Origin of the sequence: Vibrio sp. SCSIO 43086, assembly GCF_051132235.1 — a bacterium.
GTDB classification, from domain to species: Bacteria; Pseudomonadota; Gammaproteobacteria; order Enterobacterales; family Vibrionaceae; genus Vibrio; species Vibrio diabolicus.
Window position 1 is genome coordinate 1,094,794 of sequence record NZ_CP072677.1, and the last position, 16,989, is coordinate 1,111,782.

The 16,989-nt window shown below is 43.1% G+C and carries 14 protein-coding genes; 8 read left to right on the forward strand and 6 right to left on the reverse strand.

Annotation, left to right across the window (positions count from 1 at the left end):
- Positions 1-290 precede the first annotated feature (290 nt).
- Positions 291-1,322 (forward strand): porin, encoded by a 1,032-nt coding sequence (locus tag J8Z23_RS05100; protein ID WP_434635176.1) that lies wholly within the window; start codon positions 291-293, stop codon positions 1,320-1,322.
- 76 nt (positions 1,323-1,398) lie between these two features.
- Positions 1,399-2,076, forward strand: a complete 678-nt coding sequence (locus J8Z23_RS05105) for a DUF2057 family protein (protein WP_434635178.1) — start codon at positions 1,399-1,401, stop codon at positions 2,074-2,076.
- Positions 2,077-2,161: 85 nt separating this feature from the next.
- On the opposite strand, the gene J8Z23_RS05110 is transcribed toward J8Z23_RS05105, so the two are convergent.
- Complete coding sequence (locus J8Z23_RS05110; protein ID WP_053807161.1) at positions 2,162-2,863, reverse strand: pseudouridine synthase; 702 nt, start codon at positions 2,861-2,863, stop codon at positions 2,162-2,164.
- 311 nt (positions 2,864-3,174) lie between these two features.
- Between J8Z23_RS05110 and J8Z23_RS05115 the strand changes: the two genes are divergently transcribed.
- Positions 3,175-5,400, forward strand: a complete 2,226-nt coding sequence (locus J8Z23_RS05115; RefSeq protein ID WP_434635189.1) for an NADP-dependent isocitrate dehydrogenase — start codon at positions 3,175-3,177, stop codon at positions 5,398-5,400.
- Between the two features lie 187 nt (positions 5,401-5,587).
- Here the strand turns inward: J8Z23_RS05115 and cspD are convergent, their stop codons facing one another.
- The gene (gene cspD, locus J8Z23_RS05120; RefSeq protein WP_005378407.1) at positions 5,588-5,806 is read right to left on the reverse strand and encodes a cold shock domain-containing protein CspD; all 219 of its coding nucleotides are present in this window, start codon (positions 5,804-5,806) and stop codon (positions 5,588-5,590) included.
- 704 nt (positions 5,807-6,510) lie between these two features.
- Here cspD and clpS point away from each other — a divergent pair.
- Complete coding sequence (clpS, locus tag J8Z23_RS05125) at positions 6,511-6,831, forward strand: ATP-dependent Clp protease adapter ClpS (protein WP_031780157.1); 321 nt, start codon at positions 6,511-6,513, stop codon at positions 6,829-6,831.
- Between the two features lie 50 nt (positions 6,832-6,881).
- On the forward strand, positions 6,882-9,149 hold the full coding sequence (gene clpA, locus J8Z23_RS05130) for an ATP-dependent Clp protease ATP-binding subunit ClpA (protein ID WP_005390700.1): 2,268 nt from the start codon (positions 6,882-6,884) through the stop codon (positions 9,147-9,149).
- 135 nt (positions 9,150-9,284) lie between these two features.
- On the opposite strand, the gene infA is transcribed toward clpA, so the two are convergent.
- The 3 genes from infA to aat all read right to left on the reverse strand — a co-directional run bounded on the left by infA (position 9,285) and on the right by aat (position 10,990).
- Entirely contained in the window at positions 9,285-9,503 is a 219-nt protein-coding gene (gene infA, locus J8Z23_RS05135) for a translation initiation factor IF-1 (RefSeq protein WP_001040192.1), read from the reverse strand.
- Positions 9,504-9,584: 81 nt separating this feature from the next.
- Positions 9,585-10,286: an arginyltransferase gene (locus J8Z23_RS05140; protein WP_145474280.1), complete on the reverse strand. Its 702-nt coding sequence runs from the start codon at positions 10,284-10,286 to the stop codon at positions 9,585-9,587.
- Positions 10,283-10,990: a leucyl/phenylalanyl-tRNA--protein transferase gene (gene aat / locus J8Z23_RS05145; protein ID WP_048626183.1), complete on the reverse strand. Its 708-nt coding sequence runs from the start codon at positions 10,988-10,990 to the stop codon at positions 10,283-10,285. Before aat ends, J8Z23_RS05140 begins: the two co-directional genes overlap by 4 nt.
- A gap of 39 nt (positions 10,991-11,029) precedes the next feature.
- Here aat and J8Z23_RS05150 point away from each other — a divergent pair, with 39 nt between their 5' ends.
- Together J8Z23_RS05150 and aroA are read left to right on the forward strand one after the other, a co-directional pair.
- The gene (locus tag J8Z23_RS05150) at positions 11,030-11,506 is read left to right on the forward strand and encodes a glycine zipper 2TM domain-containing protein (protein ID WP_005390705.1); all 477 of its coding nucleotides are present in this window, start codon (positions 11,030-11,032) and stop codon (positions 11,504-11,506) included.
- A 290-nt stretch (positions 11,507-11,796) separates the two neighbouring features.
- The gene (aroA, locus tag J8Z23_RS05155) at positions 11,797-13,077 is read left to right on the forward strand and encodes a 3-phosphoshikimate 1-carboxyvinyltransferase (RefSeq protein WP_434635192.1); all 1,281 of its coding nucleotides are present in this window, start codon (positions 11,797-11,799) and stop codon (positions 13,075-13,077) included.
- A 63-nt stretch (positions 13,078-13,140) separates the two neighbouring features.
- Here the strand turns inward: aroA and J8Z23_RS05160 are convergent, their stop codons facing one another.
- Entirely contained in the window at positions 13,141-13,389 is a 249-nt protein-coding gene (locus J8Z23_RS05160; RefSeq protein ID WP_005387884.1) for a YciN family protein, read from the reverse strand.
- 437 nt (positions 13,390-13,826) lie between these two features.
- Here J8Z23_RS05160 and topA point away from each other — a divergent pair, with 437 nt between their 5' ends.
- Positions 13,827-16,457: a type I DNA topoisomerase gene (gene topA, locus J8Z23_RS05165; protein ID WP_005390711.1), complete on the forward strand. Its 2,631-nt coding sequence runs from the start codon at positions 13,827-13,829 to the stop codon at positions 16,455-16,457.
- Positions 16,458-16,989 lie beyond the last annotated feature (532 nt).

The window sequence follows — 16,989 nt, forward strand, 5'->3', positions numbered from 1 at the left end:
TTTAAAATCTCATTGTTAATGGTTTTATAAATTATGAAAAATCAAGAGGATTGATTAGATGTTCGTCGAATAAATAAAGATAAACTTTTCAAGTTATTGTTTTTAAATGTTATTTTTGTTTTTTTACATTGGTATTTAGAAAATTTGACAGCCAGAATAATCTTTTGCACTCTTAGCTCCAGATTTTGAGAAGGCGCTGTATAACGTTTTGTTAACGCTCTATCTCAAACATATAAAAAAAGGGAACCGGACAAGGATATCCCGAACTAAGAAAAGGCAGTGGATTAATTATGAAAAAAACTCTATTAGCACTAGCTGTAGTTGCGTCTGCAACTTCAGTGAACGCAGCTGAAGTATTCAAATCTGAAGAAGGTTCTGTAGATTTCTACGGTCAGCTACGTCCAACTCTTCTATTCCTAGACAGCACAGACCACACTGCAGAGCTAAACACTAGCTCTTCTCGTATGGGTGTAAATGGTGTTTACGTTGTAAACGACAACCTAAAAGTTCTAGGTGAAGTTGAAATCGGTGTTGCTCTAGGTGACAACTACGGTGCAGGTGCTGATTCAAGCGAGCGTACTGATGACTCAGTATACGTACGCCGTCACATCTTTGGCTTCGACATGGGCGATATGGGTACACTTCGTTTTGGTAAAGAAGGTACTTGGGCTGATGACATCTACGGAGCTGATTACTCATACTTCTTCGGTGGTTCTGCACTTCTTTACGGACACGCGTGGAACAACTCTTCTCAAATTAAATACGCTTACGAAAATGACGCATTCTGGCTAAAAGCTGGTTACGCGCTAGGTGAGAAAGATCAAAACGAAGAAATCCGCGAAGTATTCGTAGGTAAGTCTTTCAATGACCTATCTGTACACGCTGGCGTTCTTTCTTCTGAGAACAAGATTGCTTCTAAAGGTAACAACGCTGAGAACCTATCTTTCGAAGTAACTGCTGAATACGCTCTAGATGAGCACACTCTAGGTGCTACGTACTACTACAACGAAAATGAAGACAAAGCAGCTAACGAGACTATCGATTCTCACGGTATCTCTCTAGCAGGCATGTTCGCTGTAGCTCCTAAAACAACACTTTACTCTGGCTACGAGCTAGTAATGTCATCGTCTGACAAATCTGGCAAGAAAGATGGCGACCAATCTAAGTTTTACGCTGGCGTTGAATACAAGTTCTCTAAATGGGCTCGCGTATTCGCAGAAGCGGGTTACAATTTTGATGGTGATAAGCTAGAAGCTGGTAAAACAACTGCAGAAACTGATTCTAAAACTGACTTCGGTGTTGGTGCACGTTTCTACTGGTAATCAATACCCAGTTTGATATTGTAAGACCCAGCTATATGCTGGGTCTTTTACTATGAAGATAAGGATGAAAAACTCTATGCAGTTATCATTAAAAGTGGCAATGGTGTTGTCTATTCTTGCCAGTACAAACCTTTATGCTGCAACGACTTTAGTGGTTCCAGAAGACGTGAAGTTACTGGCCGTCAATATGGAGAAGCCAAAACTTGAGGGGGGACTTTTCTCTAGTGAGAAGACAATTGAGATCCCCGACGGAACTAACCAAATTGTCTTCAAATATCAACCTGCTTTTGAAACAAACGAAAACCTTAAGACAGTTTACAGTGACGTGATCATCGCTAAGTTTGATGTTGAAAATGAAAAACTAAAGTTTGAACTACCAGAGTTTAAAACTCTTCGTCAAGCGCAAAACAACATCTCACCTTTAGATTGGCAACTGCTGGACACCAAAGGTCAACCTATTGCTTTGGTCGAAGATGTATTAGAGTCAGATGGTGTTCAAATTGGTCGTAATTACCCTCAAGAATCTCGTAACTACAATATTGCTGGCGGTATCGCGAGTATTGCCGTTAGTTATGTAACTGTGAATCAGCATCAACAATCAGTAAGTGATATCGAGCCTCGAGTTGAGAGTAGTGATACCCGTTCAACAGTCGCATCGAACGACAGCCCAATGGTTGATGTATTAAAGACGATGTACCAGAAAGCGTCTCCGGCGGAAAAAGAGGCATTTAAAAACTGGCTTGCTGAGCAGTAATCCCTTAGTTCATTAGATAGGGCTTAACTGAAAAAGTATGAATCTAAAAAGCAGGCTTTAAGCCTGCTTTTATCTTTTCTGCCTATTAGAGAGAGATTTCTCTCCATTCACCAGGCATTAGGTCTTTAAGGACGATATCACCCATCGAATGACGAATGAGGCGCAAAGTAGGGAAGCCAATGTGCGCAGTCATGCGACGCACCTGACGATTTCTTCCTTCAATAATGGTAATGGCTAACCAAGTGGTAGGGATATTTGCGCGAAAACGGACAGGAGGGGTTCTATCCCAGACTTGTGGTTCTGGAATCACTTCAACTTCGGCTGGTAGAGTCATACCATCTTTTAGCTCTACTCCCTTTCTCAATTTTTCAAGATCTTGCTCCTGAGGAGCGCCATCGACTTGAACCCAATAAGTCTTCGGGGATTTTGACTTTGGCTGCGTTAGCTTCGCCTGCAAGATGCCATCGTTAGTGAGTACCATCAAACCTTCGCTGTCTCGGTCCAATCGGCCAGCCGCATAGACATCTTTGATTGGGATATAGTCCGCTAACGTTTTGCGACCATCGCCATCGGTAAATTGACTGAGCGTATCGTAAGGCTTATTGAAAATAATGACTTTACGATCTTTGGGGGCCACTTTTGGCTTTTGGCTTTTTGTTGGGCGATTAGGGCGACGGTCTTGCTGAGTACGAGTCTTCGAGCCATTGCGAGCTCCTGAGTGTTTAAAATGGCCCGTTTTAGACTGGTTACGACTGCGACCTTTTTCCTGACCTGTACGAGATGACATGTTAACTACCCTGCAAAAATGTAAATGAACTGTGTTTGAAAGTTTTAAGTTTTCTCATGATCGGATATGATTTGCGCGCCTAAAACTAACAAACGCGCACAGAATGATAGACTAATTCGTGTTATTTGTTTAATTATATCAGTGCACTCATGGATTCAGAGCTTAGAGCTTCAAACTACAACAAAGAGTGCGAACCGCATGTGGCGTTAGTGAGGAGACATGTACTGCTAACGTGCAGCAATGCGTCAATTAAACCAACTCAGACGCTGAGTTGATCAGCCAACAAGTTGATTAAAAAATAGGGAAATTTCATGCCTACAGAAAAACCTACAATTATCTACACCATCACTGATGAAGCGCCGGCGCTAGCAACTTATTCATTACTACCAATCATTCAATCATTCACAGCATCGTCTGGCATCAATGTAGATACTCGTGATATTTCACTAGCAGGTCGAATTATCGCTAACTTCCCAGAGCATCTAAAAGAAGAACAGCGCATTGGCGATGCGTTGACTGAGCTTGGTGAACTGGCTCAAACTCCAGAAGCAAATATCATCAAGCTGCCTAACATTTCAGCTTCAGTTCCTCAGCTTAAAGCGGCGATTAAAGAGCTTCAGGCGAAAGGTTACGATTTACCAAACTACCCAGAAGAACCGAGCACGTACGAAGAGAAAGCGATTAAAGCGGCTTACGACAAAATCAAAGGTAGTGCGGTTAACCCAGTACTTCGTGAAGGTAACTCAGACCGTCGTGCTCCAACTTCGGTTAAGAACTACGCGAAGAAAAATCCACATTCAATGGGTGCGTGGTCATCAGAGTCTAAGTCTCATGTTGCGAGCATGTCAGACAATGACTTCTTTGGTAGCGAAAAGTCCACGACTATCTCTGGTGCAACAGAGGTAAAAATCGAGTTTGTTGGTAATGACGGTACAGTTAAAGAGCTCAAGTCTGCGTTCCCATTACTAGATAAAGAAGTCATTGACACTTCAGTGATGAAGAAGAAGGCGCTGGTTGAATTTTTCGAGAAAGAGATTGCTGAAGCGAAAGCACAAGACGTGCTGCTGTCTCTTCATATGAAAGCGACAATGATGAAAGTTTCTGACCCTGTCATTTTCGGCCATGCAGTAAAAGTTTACTACAAAGACGTTTTCGATAAGTACGGCAAGCTGTTTGAAGAGCTAGGCGTTGATGTAAACAATGGCATCGGTGATGTTTACTCAAAAATTGAGTCTCTACCTGAAGCGCAAAAAGCAGAAATTGAAGCGGCCATTCAAGCGGTTTACCAAACTCAACCAGAACTTGCGATGGTTGATTCTGATCGTGGTATCACAAACTTACATGTACCAAGCGACATTATTGTAGATGCTTCTATGCCAGCAATGCTTCGCTCTTCTGGTCAAATGTGGGGACCAGATGGTAAACAAAAAGACACCAAAGCGATGATTCCAGATCGTAGCTACGCAGGTATTTACCAAGCGGTTATTGATTTCTGTAAAGAGCACGGCGCATTTGACCCAACCACTATGGGTAGCGTACCTAACGTTGGCTTAATGGCTCAAAAAGCAGAAGAGTATGGTTCTCACGACAAGACATTCATTCTAGACGCAGCGGGTACTGTTCGCGTTGTTGATACTGCGGGTAACGTATTGTTAGAGCAAGCGGTTGAAGAAGGCGATATCTTCCGTATGTGTCAGGTGAAGGACGCACCAATCCAAGATTGGGTTAAACTAGCAGTGACTCGCGCACGTGCAACAGGTGTTCCAGCCGTATTCTGGCTAGACGAAAACCGTGCGCACGATGCTGAACTCATTAAGAAAGTAAATACGTACTTACCAGAGCACGATACTGACGGTCTAGAGATTAAGATCCTATCTCCTGTTGATGCTTGTAAGTACTCGCTAGAGCGTATGAAAGCGGGTCTAGATACTATTTCTGTAACGGGTAACGTTCTTCGTGACTACCTAACAGACTTGTTCCCAATTTTAGAGTTAGGCACGTCAGCTAAGATGCTATCTATCGTTCCATTGATGAATGGCGGTGGTCTATTTGAAACTGGTGCTGGTGGTTCTGCTCCTAAGCATGTTCAACAAGTAGAAAAAGAGAATCACCTTCGTTGGGATTCTTTAGGTGAGTTCTTAGCACTAGCTGCATCCCTAGAACATCTAAGTGTGGTGGCAAACAACCCGAAAGCACAAGTTTTGGCGGATACGCTAGACAAAGCGACTGGTGAGTTTTTAGATACCAACAAGTCTCCGTCACGTAAAGTGGGCGAATTAGATAACCGAGGTAGTCATTTCTACCTCGCACTTTACTGGGCGAAAGCACTTGCCGAGCAAACAGACGATGCTGATCTCGCTGCTGAGTTTGCACCGATTGCGAAAGCGTTGTCAGAGCATGAAGAAAAAATCGTCGCTGAGCTAAACAACGCACAGGGTGTGAAAGGAGAACTGGGCGGTTACTACCTGCTAGACGATGCATTGGTTTCTAAGTTGATGCGCCCAAGCGAAACCTTTAACACGATCATTAACAAGTAAAATAGATGAAAAGAGCACGTCGCTTTCGACGTGTTTCTTATTTTATCAATACTTTGTATGTGGTCTATCTGCATTTCATAAGCTACAAATAGTAAGAAACCCGCTATCTTGGCGGGTTTATTTTTCTCTTCAGAACATCAAAATGATGCTTCGAGAGCAATATTTTTATTTTTCGACAGCGCTCTAATTATTTGGCTTGACCTTCAAGAGGCACGACGCTACTCGCGTGACAGCCTTTGGGACCTTTTTCAATCTCGTATGAGACTTGTTGGCCTGCTTTCAGTGTACGATAACCGTCCATCTGGATAGTTGAGTAGTGGGCAAAGATATCTCCCTCTTCTTCATCTGAACAAATAAACCCAAATCCTTTGGCATTGTTAAACCACTTTACTGTACCTGTAGCCATGCTTTTACATCCCTCATGCATTTTTTACTGAGTTGTTACAACAACCAAGTTATACCTTTAACCTGGTACTACTATTGTCAGCGAACGCTAACAAACATCTAGTCAATGAGAAATCACATTCACCAAGCTGCTTAAAAACAAATGGATTCAAAATGACGATTTATGCATCAACACTTTCCACTGTAGTCAATGAATCCCGACAGTCAATAGCATTAAGCAACAAACAGAAACATAATTGAAAACAAATCACTTTTGAGATTAACAAATTTGCAAACAGTTTTTCGTATATACGCGGAAGTTTGGTCAATTAGCCTGCAAAGTAGTATTCACTGGAAAAACCATACTGTTCGTGTTGCTTATGATAGATGAATCCTCTAACTGAATAAAAAATGAAGTTTTCGTGATAATTACCCCATTCTCAGTTAGGAAGTGTGATCTCGGTAGAAGACTGAGAGATGTTTCGCAATAGCTCGGAGGGGGTAAAAAGAAAGTTATTTTATAAGTAAAAATGTGTAACTTATCGACAAGCATCTTTTATTTGCGCCCCCTCAAGACCTGCATTAGTCTCTATATTAGGTAGCAACTTTTATCGATCAAAGATCGAATTCGGTGCCATATCTCACTACACCGCGCTGCACGCTTGTGGTAGATTGTTTTTATAGGTCGAAAACATCAACCCTTTGATACGATATCTTTGAATTGCCATGAGTAAAAATTTTGAATGGGTCACTCCGGACTCTGATCTTCTGGAGCGAGAAAGTACGAAAGTTCAGCCACCTAAGCTGTACAATGTTGTACTAAATAATGATGACTATACACCTATGGATTTCGTCATAGAGGTACTTGAGCGATTCTTTTCACATGACATTGATAAAGCGACTCAGATCATGCTCAAGATTCACTATGAAGGAAAGGCAATCTGTGGCACTTACAGTGCAGAAATTGCCGAAACAAAAGTAGCGCAAGTTACGATGTACGCAAGGGAAAATGAACATCCGCTACTTTGCACTATGGAGCAAGCGTAAACAAAGAAGACTTGCTCGAACAACCCAAGTTGTTTTTTCGGGAGGTACTTATGCTAAATAAAGAACTAGAGTCAAGCCTTAACGGTGCATTTGCTCGGGCGCGAGATAAACGCCACGAGTTTATGACTGTCGAACACCTCCTACTTGCATTATTGGAAAATGATGCAGCTAAGGAAGCCCTTTTAGCTTGTAAAGCGGATCTTGACGCTTTACGTAACGAACTCGATATATTCATCGATCAAACTACGCCTCTTATCCCAGACAGTGATGAGACGCGTGAAACCCAGCCGACTTTGAGTTTTCAACGTGTGCTACAACGCGCCGTCTTTCATGTACAGTCGTCTGGCCGCAACGAAGTAACAGGTGCAAACGTGCTTGTGGCGATCTTCAGTGAGCAAGAGTCGCATGCCGCCTACTTACTGAAGAAAAACGACATCTCCCGATTAGATATTGTTAACTTTATCTCCCATGGTATTACTAAAGCGTCAGGTGCAAGCGAAGACCCATCATCAGATTCGTTCAGTTCAGAGAGTGTCGAAGAGCCGAATTCTGAAGAACGTTTGGAAAGCTTTGCGACTAACCTTAATCAGGTCGCTAAAGATGGCAATATCGATCCACTGATTGGTCGCGATAAAGAGCTAGAGCGCACTATTCAAGTACTTTGCCGCCGCCGCAAGAATAACCCATTACTAGTGGGTGAAGCCGGGGTAGGTAAAACAGCCATCGCAGAAGGTCTTGCTTGGCGAATTGTAGAAGGGCAGGTCCCGGAAGTTATTCAAAACAGCGTGATTTACTCATTGGATATTGGTTCTCTATTGGCTGGTACTAAGTACCGTGGTGATTTTGAAAAACGCTTCAAGGCGATTTTGAAACAGCTTGAAAAAGAAGAAGATGCAATTTTGTTCATCGATGAGATACACACAATCATCGGTGCGGGTGCGGCTTCTGGTGGTCAAGTTGATGCCGCAAACCTTATCAAACCTCTACTAAGTAGCGGTAAGTTGCGTTGTATCGGCTCGACTACATACCAAGAATACAGCAACATTTTCGAGAAAGAGCGTGCGTTGTCCCGTCGTTTCCAAAAGATAGACGTTGTAGAGCCTTCTCTGGATGACACAACTAAAATCTTGATGGGCTTGAAGCCGAAGTACGAAGCACACCATGAAGTACGTTACACCAATAAAGCACTGCGTGCCGCGGTAGAACTTTCGGCGAAATACATCAATGAACGTCATTTACCAGATAAAGCCATTGATGTCATTGATGAAGCTGGCGCTCGCAGTCGTCTTGCTCCTGCAAGCCGCCGTAAGAAAACGGTTGGTGTTGCCGATATCGAAGCGATGGTTGCCAAGATGGCACGAATCCCAGAGAAGTCGGTTTCTTCTTCAGATAAAGACATCTTGAAGAACCTAGATAGCAAGATGAAGATGTTGGTATTTGGTCAAGATAATGCGATTGATGCATTATCCGAAGCGATCAAGCTGACACGTGCAGGTTTGGGCGTGGATAACAAACCAGTTGGTTCATTCTTGTTTGCTGGCCCTACTGGGGTGGGTAAAACAGAGGTGACGGTGCAGCTATCTAAGCTTCTAGGGATCGAGCTACTTCGTTTTGATATGTCGGAATATGGTGAGCGTCACTCCGTGAGTCGCTTAATTGGTGCACCTCCTGGTTATGTCGGTTACGACCAAGGTGGCTTGCTGACAGACGCTGTTATCAAGCACCCACATTCAGTCGTATTACTCGATGAGATTGAGAAAGCGCATCCAGATATCTTTAATTTGCTATTGCAAGTGATGGATAATGGTACGCTAACGGACAACAACGGTCGTAAAGCAGACTTCCGTAATGTCATCCTCGTTATGACAACCAACGCGGGTGTGGCTGAAACTGAGAAGAAATCAATTGGTTTGATTCAGCAAGACAACAGTCACGATGCGATGGCGGAAATTAAGAAGGTATTCACTCCTGAGTTCCGTAACCGTCTTGATAACATCATCTGGTTTAACAGCCTTGATGAAAGCGTTATCCATCAAGTTGTTGATAAGTTTATTGTTGAACTGCAGGTGCAACTTGATGCTCGTGGCGTATCAATGGAGGTATCGCAAGATGCACGCCATTGGTTAGCGAATAAAGGTTATGATAAGGCGATGGGTGCTCGCCCAATGGGACGCGTTATCCAAGAGCAACTTAAGAAACCTTTGGCTAATGAATTGTTGTTTGGCTCTCTAGTCGACGGCGGCACTGTGAAAGTAACACTAGTGAATGACACACTTAAATTTGAATATTTGAGTGAGAAAGAGGCAGCGATGCATTAATTGCTCCGTAGGGAAGTAAAAGCGCACGATTTTATCGTGCGCTTTTTGTTTGTCTGAACCTACTCGGAAATAAAAATCATGCAATAAAAAACGGAGCAAACTGCTCCGTTTTTTATTGCATCCGAAAATCAGAGATTAACGAGCGCGGAAGACGATGCGGCCTTTTGACAGGTCGTATGGAGTCATCTCTACAGTTACTTTGTCACCCGTTAGGATACGGATGTAGTTCTTACGCATCTTGCCAGAGATGTGAGCAGTCACAACGTGACCGTTTTCAAGTTCAACACGGAACATAGTGTTTGGTAGAGTGTCAAGGACCGTGCCTTGCATCTCGATTACGTCTTCTTTAGCCATTTAATCCTCTTTAGAAATTAGGCAATATTAGCGGTCTATATTCTGCCGCTAAATAGTAATTATGTAAAGTTGAGGCGTATTCTACCCTCGCCAACGCTGATTTACTAGCCTTTGGTGGCGTTGAAAGCGTGTTTTATAGTTCATTGCTGGACACTCATCAATCTGATAACCCAAATAAAGCCACTGTTGTTTGTTTTCTTGGCAGTATTTTATTTGATAGAGCACTGCCAAAGTGCCAAGAGATAACGGGTAGTCAGGGTCAAAAAAAGTATAAAATGCACTCGAACATTGAGTCATTACATCCGTTACCGCAATGGCGAGTAATTGATTTGACTCATCGTAAATATGCAAAAATGAAGTGGTCAACCAGCTGGTTTGGGCAAACCGATAAAATTCATCACGCTTTGGTGGATACATAGTGCCGTTTTTATGCCGTTTGCAGATGTACCGACTGTAAAGCGCAAACCATTCCTCATCCATTTCGGGTTTCATTTCCCAACGTAAAGGCTGTGCTTTACTGAGCAGCCTCTTCTGACTTTTTGATAGTCTAACGTCTGGAATCGAGACTCGAATTGGCTGGCAAGCGGTGCAATGCTCGCAGTGCGGTTTATATATGGTATCTCCACTACGACGAAAACCGTTAGCCATCAGTAGTTGATAGTTTTCTTCAGTATGCAGCCCTGCATCAAGTGCCACCGCCACACGCTCTTGCCGTTCAGGCAAGTAACTGCAAGGGTGATTATTCGTTAATCCAATTCGAATATGTTGTATATCCGTACTCATACTGAATCCTGCAAAACTTGGGGCTTATAGGTATCAAATAGTGTTTGTTTTTCTCTTAAAGATAGTAGTTTTTGCATAAACTCGTTACGCTCTAGTTCAAATGCGCCAAGTGATGCCAAGTGCGAGTTCATAACCTGACAATCGATTAATTGACCTTGCTTTGACGCCAAATGGTTGCATAAGTACCACAATGCAATTTTAGATGCGTTATCTTTTAGGCTAAACATCGACTCTCCGCAAAAAAGCTGACCAACGCAGATGCCATATAGTCCCCCAATGAGCTCGTTGTCATGCCATACTTCTACAGAGTGACAGTGACCAAGTTTAGCTAACTCAATGTAAGACGCTTGCATTTCCTCGTTGAGCCAAGTTTCCTCTGCAGGACGTGTTGATGAACATAGTCTAATCACTTCTTCTGTCGCGAAATTGAGCGTTACTTTATAGTTATGTTTACGCTGAAATTTTTTGAGACTTTTAGACGGTTTAAACGCTAAGGGATCAAAAACAGCGCGTGGGGAAGGGCTCCACCATAGAATAGGTTCTCCAGGACCATACCAAGGGAAAATGCCTTGATAGTAACCATTGAGGATTCTCATGGGATCTAAGTCACCGCCAAAAGCAAGCAAACCATTGGGATCGCTGAGTGCTTTATACGGTGAGGGAAAGTTGAACGTATCATCGAGTTCAGTTAAATAAATAGCCATAAGAAGTCGTTACCAACATTAGAGTCAGAGGAGTTTATGATGACCTGGTCAAGAAATATTGTGAAAGTATGGCTTTGGATCATACTGTTTTTCCCACTTGCCGCCAACGCAGCATATGAAAGAAATGTTGCCAAGCCGGTAAATGAAGTGGTGTATGGGAAGATTGACTCTGTCCGTTATATTACTCAGCAAGAGGTCGTTCAATCGAAAAATAATGGTTGGAAAACGCTACTTGGTGCCACAATAGGCGGTTTAGTCGGCAATCAATTTGGTGGTGGTACTGGACGAGAAGTTGCGACGGCAGTGGGTGCACTTGCAGGTGCAGCGGTTGCACAAAATCAAAGTAATTACCAATACACGGTTGAATATAAGTTAGTTGAGCTACTCATCAAAGTGAAGGGCGACAAGCTGATTAATGTTATCCAAGATGTTGATAAAAATATGCTATTTAGTCGAGGGGATGAAGTTCGTATCTTATATTTTGATGATGGAGTCAGGGTTGATATCGCTTATTAATCCTACGTTATTTTAACCTAAGGTAGCCTAACCAGGCATGCACAGTAGGGCTGGCTTATCGTCAAATAAAGTCGAAATAGCTTGCTGTTTCGTCGCGCCTCTTTCGCTCTTATTTACATCGCTGGCAATGCCTTTAATTCTGCATCTTTAGGCTACTTGAGTATATTCATAAATTAGCGCCGATTTGCTCTGGTTTTGTCGTGTTTTTTTGGGTAGTCTGAATTCACGAAGAATTGTTTAGCTCTCATAAAAAATCGTATGTTGAGGGCACAAAGGATTATCAACTTTTAATGGAAAGCCTAACGTTACAACCTATCAATAAAATTCAAGGGGAAGTGAATCTTCCTGGCTCTAAAAGCGTTTCTAATCGAGCTCTTTTACTTGCTGCTCTTGCTAAAGGCAGAACTCGCCTTACTAACCTCCTCGACAGTGATGATATCCGTCATATGCTGAATGCGCTGACTAAACTCGGCGTTCAATACCAACTTTCCGAAGATAAAACAGAATGTCTCGTTGAAGGCCTTGGGCGTCCGTTTTCTGTCTCAGAACCGGTAGAGTTATTTCTCGGTAATGCTGGCACTGCGATGCGACCATTAGCTGCGGCTCTTTGTCTTGGAGAAGGGGAGTATGTACTGACGGGCGAACCTCGTATGAAAGAGCGTCCAATTGGTCACCTTGTCACGGCACTGAAAGATGCTGGTGCGAACGTTGAGTACATGGAAAACGAGAACTTTCCGCCTCTCAAAATAGTCGGTACTGGCCTAAAAGCAGGTACAGTTTCTATCGATGGATCCATTTCAAGTCAGTTCTTGACCGCTTTCTTAATGTCTGCGCCATTGGCTGAAGGTGAAATTCGCATCAACATCGAAGGCGAGTTGGTTTCTAAGCCTTATATCGATATCACCCTGCATATCATGAAGCAGTTTGGGGTCGATGTGATCAACAACGACTATCAAGAGTTTGTGATTCCTGCCAGTCAGCAATACATCGCTCCAGGTGATTTCTTGGTTGAAGGTGACGCGTCTTCTGCTTCTTACTTCTTGGCGGCGGCAGCCATCAAAGGCGGAGAAGTTAAAGTCACGGGTATCGGTAAAAACAGCATTCAAGGTGATATTCAATTTGCTGATGCGCTTGAAAAAATGGGTGCAGAAATTGAATGGGGTGATGACTACGTAATTTCACGTGTTGGTCAATTGAAAGGCATCGATATGGATTACAACCATATCCCTGATGCTGCAATGACCATCGCGACAACAGCGCTATTTGCCGAAGGCACTACTGCTATTCGTAACGTTTATAACTGGCGTGTAAAAGAAACAGACCGTTTGTCAGCTATGGCGACGGAATTACGTAAAGTTGGTGCGGAAGTGGAAGAAGGGGAAGACTACATCATCGTCAAACCTGTCTCTCAGTTAAAGCATGCTGCGATTGATACTTACGATGATCATCGAATGGCGATGTGTTTTTCGCTGGTGGCACTTAGTGATACGCCTGTGACGATTAACGATCCAAAGTGTACGTCGAAAACGTTCCCTGACTACTTCGACAAACTTAAGGCTTTAAGCTGCTAAATATCCTGACCTGAAACAGGAAAGCCAGAGTGAATAACACTCTGGCTTTTTTGTTTTCCGCTACTATTTAACCAGCGTAAATTCCTTGGAAAGGTGATGCGCTAAGTATTTGAACATATTGAATACTGCAGTCGTATTTGAAGTTGGTAAACCTTTGTCATCAAGGAAGTATTCACCTTTAAAAACTAAAACACCTTCTTTTTCTTCTACGCTTGTTGCTCGCATTCCCTCGATGTAATCATCGTGCTCTTGGATGATTTGGTTAGCGATCAAAAGAAGGTCGAACTCTTCGATAAACGTTCTATCAGACATAATTTTTCTACCATTCATTTCAGTTGAGAACGCTGAGTATACCTACAACTAAAATGGGTTTGCATGATTAATTCAGTCAATCGTTCACTTAGCCTAAACAGATCAATTTTTAGAGTGTAAGTATGATTAGTTGGAGGATATGACAGAGCCACTGAACGAAACTATTTTGTGATGCGTAACAAAATTTATTGCATTGGATTAGCGGATGCTAAGTTTGCCTGTTTAGATATGCCGCTCAATACCTTTCAGAACCCTGTCTCTTTGAAGTATAAAGACGATGAATTGTCAACCAATCGGATCTGAATTTCAAAAAAGCAGTTGATCTTCTTTTCATCTCGCACAATAGTAAAAAAAGAAGCAATGAAATAGAACATTATGCGGGTGGCCTTTAAACAAGGTTTCTACCCGCATTATTATGAAGGACGTTAGAGTCAGTTATGGGTAAATCACTCGTTATAGTGGAGTCACCAGCCAAGGCAAAGACGATAAATAAGTACCTTGGTAAAGACTTTATTGTTAAGTCTAGTGTTGGTCATGTGCGTGATCTGCCTACGGCCGGTCAAAGCACTGGTGAGAAAAAAGCCGCAGCCATCTCAACAAAAGGGATGAGTCCGGAAGAGAAAGCGCGCGTTAAAAAAGAGAAAGACCGCAAAGCGTTGATCAAAAAAATGGGGATTAACCCATATCATGACTGGGAAGCGAATTACCAAATCCTTCCAGGCAAAGAAAAAGTTGTCAACGAACTACAAAAACTCGCCAAAGACGCAGATTGCGTTTATCTCGCAACCGATTTGGACCGCGAAGGGGAAGCAATCGCATGGCACCTTCGTGAGATCATCGGTGGCGATGAAGAGCGATACAAACGTGTAGTTTTTAACGAAATTACGAAAAACGCGATCCAACAAGCTTTCCAGACACCTGGTGAGCTGAACATGGATGGTGTTAATGCCCAACAAGCGCGTCGCTTCATGGACCGTGTCGTTGGTTTTATGGTTTCACCTTTACTTTGGAAGAAAGTGGCTCGTGGTTTATCTGCTGGTCGCGTGCAGTCTGTTGCGGTGAAACTATTAGTTGAGCGTGAGCGTGAGATTAACGCGTTTGTACCAGAAGAATTCTGGGATATTCATGCGAATACGAAAACGAAAGACAAAGCTGACTTTAAGCTGCTTGTTGCTCAGAAAGATGGTTCTGCGTTTAAGCCAGTTAATGAGGCAGAAACCAAAGCAGCGATGTCTGTGCTTGAGAATGCAAGTTACGAAGTATGTAAGCGTGAAGATCGCCCGACGAAGAGCAAGCCTTCAGCACCTTACATCACCTCTACGCTTCAACAGGCAGCGAGTACACGTCTTGGCTACGGCGTGAAAAAGACCATGATGCTAGCTCAGCGCCTCTATGAGGCCGGTTACATCACTTATATGCGTACGGACTCGACTAACCTAAGTGCCGAGGCTGTGGACGCTGTACGTGACTTTATTGGTTCTGAGTTTGGTGATAAGTACTTACCAGCGAAACCGCTGACGTATGGTAGTAAAGAAGGGGCACAGGAAGCGCACGAAGCGATCCGTCCTTCAAATGTGGGTGTTAAAGCGGAAGACCTGCAAGGTGTCGATGCTGATGCGCACAAACTTTACGCTTTGATTTGGAATCAGTTTGTCGCGTGTCAAATGACGCCAGCAGAATACGATTCAACAACCATCAGTGTAAAAGCGGCAGAATACACGCTTAAAGCGAAAGGCCGTATCCTTAAATTTGATGGTTGGACTCGTGTACAGCGTCCAATGGGCAAAAACGAGGATACAATCCTTCCTGCGGTACAACTTGGCGATAAGCTAAGCTTAGAGTCACTTGACCCTAAACAGCACTTTACTAAGCCACCTGCGCGCTACACTGAAGCGGCACTGGTTAAAGAGCTGGAAAAACGAGGCATTGGCCGTCCTTCGACTTATGCATCGATCATTTCTACGATTCAAGATCGTGGTTACGTGAAAGTTGATCAGCGCCGTTTCTACGCTGAAAAAATGGGTGAAATTGTTACTGACCGCCTTGATGACAGCTTTAACGATTTGATGAACTACGACTTTACTGCGCGTATGGAACAGAAATTGGACCAAATCGCTGAAGGTGAAGTGAACTGGAAAGCTGTGTTAGACAACTTCTTTGCTGATTTTACTGGCGATCTTGAAAAAGCGGAGCTGGATGAGTCAGAAGGCGGTATGAAGTTAAACCACATCGTCATGACGGATATCGAGTGTCCGACGTGTAGCCGTCCAATGGGTATCCGTACTGCTTCGACAGGTGTGTTCTTAGGTTGTTCTGGTTACGCGTTACCACCAAAAGAGCGTTGTAAGACAACCATCAACTTGGGTGACGAAGAAGGTATTATTAACGTTCTAGAAGAAGACGTTGAAACGGCCGCGCTTCGTGCTAAAAAGCGTTGTCCGATCTGTGAAACGGCGATGGACGCATACCTGATTGATGACAAGCGTAAGATGCATGTTTGTGGTAATAACCCGAACTGTGAGGGCTACCTTGTTGAATACGGCGAGTTCAAAGTCAAAGGCTATGATGGTCCAGTTGTTGAATGTGACAAATGTGGCTCTGATATGGTTCTTAAAAACGGTCGCTTTGGTAAATACATGGACTGTACGAGTGAAACGTGTAAGAACACTCGTAAGATTCTGAAGAATGGTGAAGTCGCGCCACCGAAAGAAGATCCTGTTCATTTTCCCGAGTTGCCATGTGAAAACTCAGATGCGTATTTCGTACTTCGTGATGGTGCTTCAGGTCTATTTATGGCGGCAAGCAACTTCCCTAAATCGCGCGAGACACGTGCTCCTTTGGTTGCTGAACTGGCACGTTTTGAAGAGCGTTTACCTGAGAAGTTCAAATACCTAGCGACCGCACCGCAAGAAGATCCTGATGGTCGTCCTGCAGTTGTACGCTTTAGTCGCAAAACAAAAGAGAACTACGTTCGTTCGGAAGAGAACGGCAAACCATCTGGTTGGACAGCGCTCTTTGTTGAAGGTAAGTGGGAAGTCACAGATAAGCGTAAAAAAGCGAAAGCATAAAAATGCACCATTAAGGTAAAGTAAAAAGGCAGCGATATCGCTGCCTTTTTTGCGTAGGGGCCGACAGTTTTCTCCTGCGCATTCTTCCTCTAATCGACCTTTCCTCACTTTAACAAGCACCATTGTCGCTAGAAAACACCAGAGTCACGATTTATTAGTAGCGAACGTATTTTTTATGTAAAAAACATTCGTCGTAACTTTCATTTTGCGTTCATATATTTGTTATATATTAAGCTCAAAAAGTCGGTCGTGTAGTGAATCCGTTCGTAAATTGTTTTCATAATGTAATCGTTTGCTTTTGCATGTGTGATCTAGATATCGTCTTGAGTAAGCAAGAACTGTATGGAACACAGAATGGCGTATTAAAAATTGTAATTTAGAACCTGCTTAGATAATTTATTACAAAAATTAGTGCAACTGTGTGCATTTTGCGTCGAAAAATAAGAAAAGAGTGGACGTTGCATACTGGAAGTGCCGTAGCTTTTTTATCGTGTTGTAAGAGTTCAAAGAAACTCCTGATACGGTTACTAAA

Excerpts from the sequence above, each read along its gene's own strand:
- J8Z23_RS05100 (WP_434635176.1), top strand. The coding sequence starts at position 291 with ATGAAAAAAACTCTATTAGCACTAGCTGTAGTTGCGTCTGCAACTTCA.
- J8Z23_RS05105 (WP_434635178.1), top strand. The coding sequence starts at position 1,399 with ATGCAGTTATCATTAAAAGTGGCAATGGTGTTGTCTATTCTTGCCAGT.
- J8Z23_RS05110 (WP_053807161.1), bottom strand. The coding sequence starts at position 2,863 with ATGTCATCTCGTACAGGTCAGGAAAAAGGTCGCAGTCGTAACCAGTCT.
- J8Z23_RS05115 (WP_434635189.1), top strand. The coding sequence starts at position 3,175 with ATGCCTACAGAAAAACCTACAATTATCTACACCATCACTGATGAAGCG.
- cspD (WP_005378407.1), bottom strand. The coding sequence starts at position 5,806 with ATGGCTACAGGTACAGTAAAGTGGTTTAACAATGCCAAAGGATTTGGG.
- clpS (WP_031780157.1), top strand. The coding sequence starts at position 6,511 with ATGAGTAAAAATTTTGAATGGGTCACTCCGGACTCTGATCTTCTGGAG.
- clpA (WP_005390700.1), top strand. The coding sequence starts at position 6,882 with ATGCTAAATAAAGAACTAGAGTCAAGCCTTAACGGTGCATTTGCTCGG.
- infA (WP_001040192.1), bottom strand. The coding sequence starts at position 9,503 with ATGGCTAAAGAAGACGTAATCGAGATGCAAGGCACGGTCCTTGACACT.
- J8Z23_RS05140 (WP_145474280.1), bottom strand. The coding sequence starts at position 10,286 with ATGAGTACGGATATACAACATATTCGAATTGGATTAACGAATAATCAC.
- aat (WP_048626183.1), bottom strand. The coding sequence starts at position 10,990 with ATGGCTATTTATTTAACTGAACTCGATGATACGTTCAACTTTCCCTCA.
- J8Z23_RS05150 (WP_005390705.1), top strand. The coding sequence starts at position 11,030 with ATGACCTGGTCAAGAAATATTGTGAAAGTATGGCTTTGGATCATACTG.
- aroA (WP_434635192.1), top strand. The coding sequence starts at position 11,797 with ATGGAAAGCCTAACGTTACAACCTATCAATAAAATTCAAGGGGAAGTG.
- J8Z23_RS05160 (WP_005387884.1), bottom strand. The coding sequence starts at position 13,389 with ATGTCTGATAGAACGTTTATCGAAGAGTTCGACCTTCTTTTGATCGCT.
- topA (WP_005390711.1), top strand. The coding sequence starts at position 13,827 with ATGGGTAAATCACTCGTTATAGTGGAGTCACCAGCCAAGGCAAAGACG.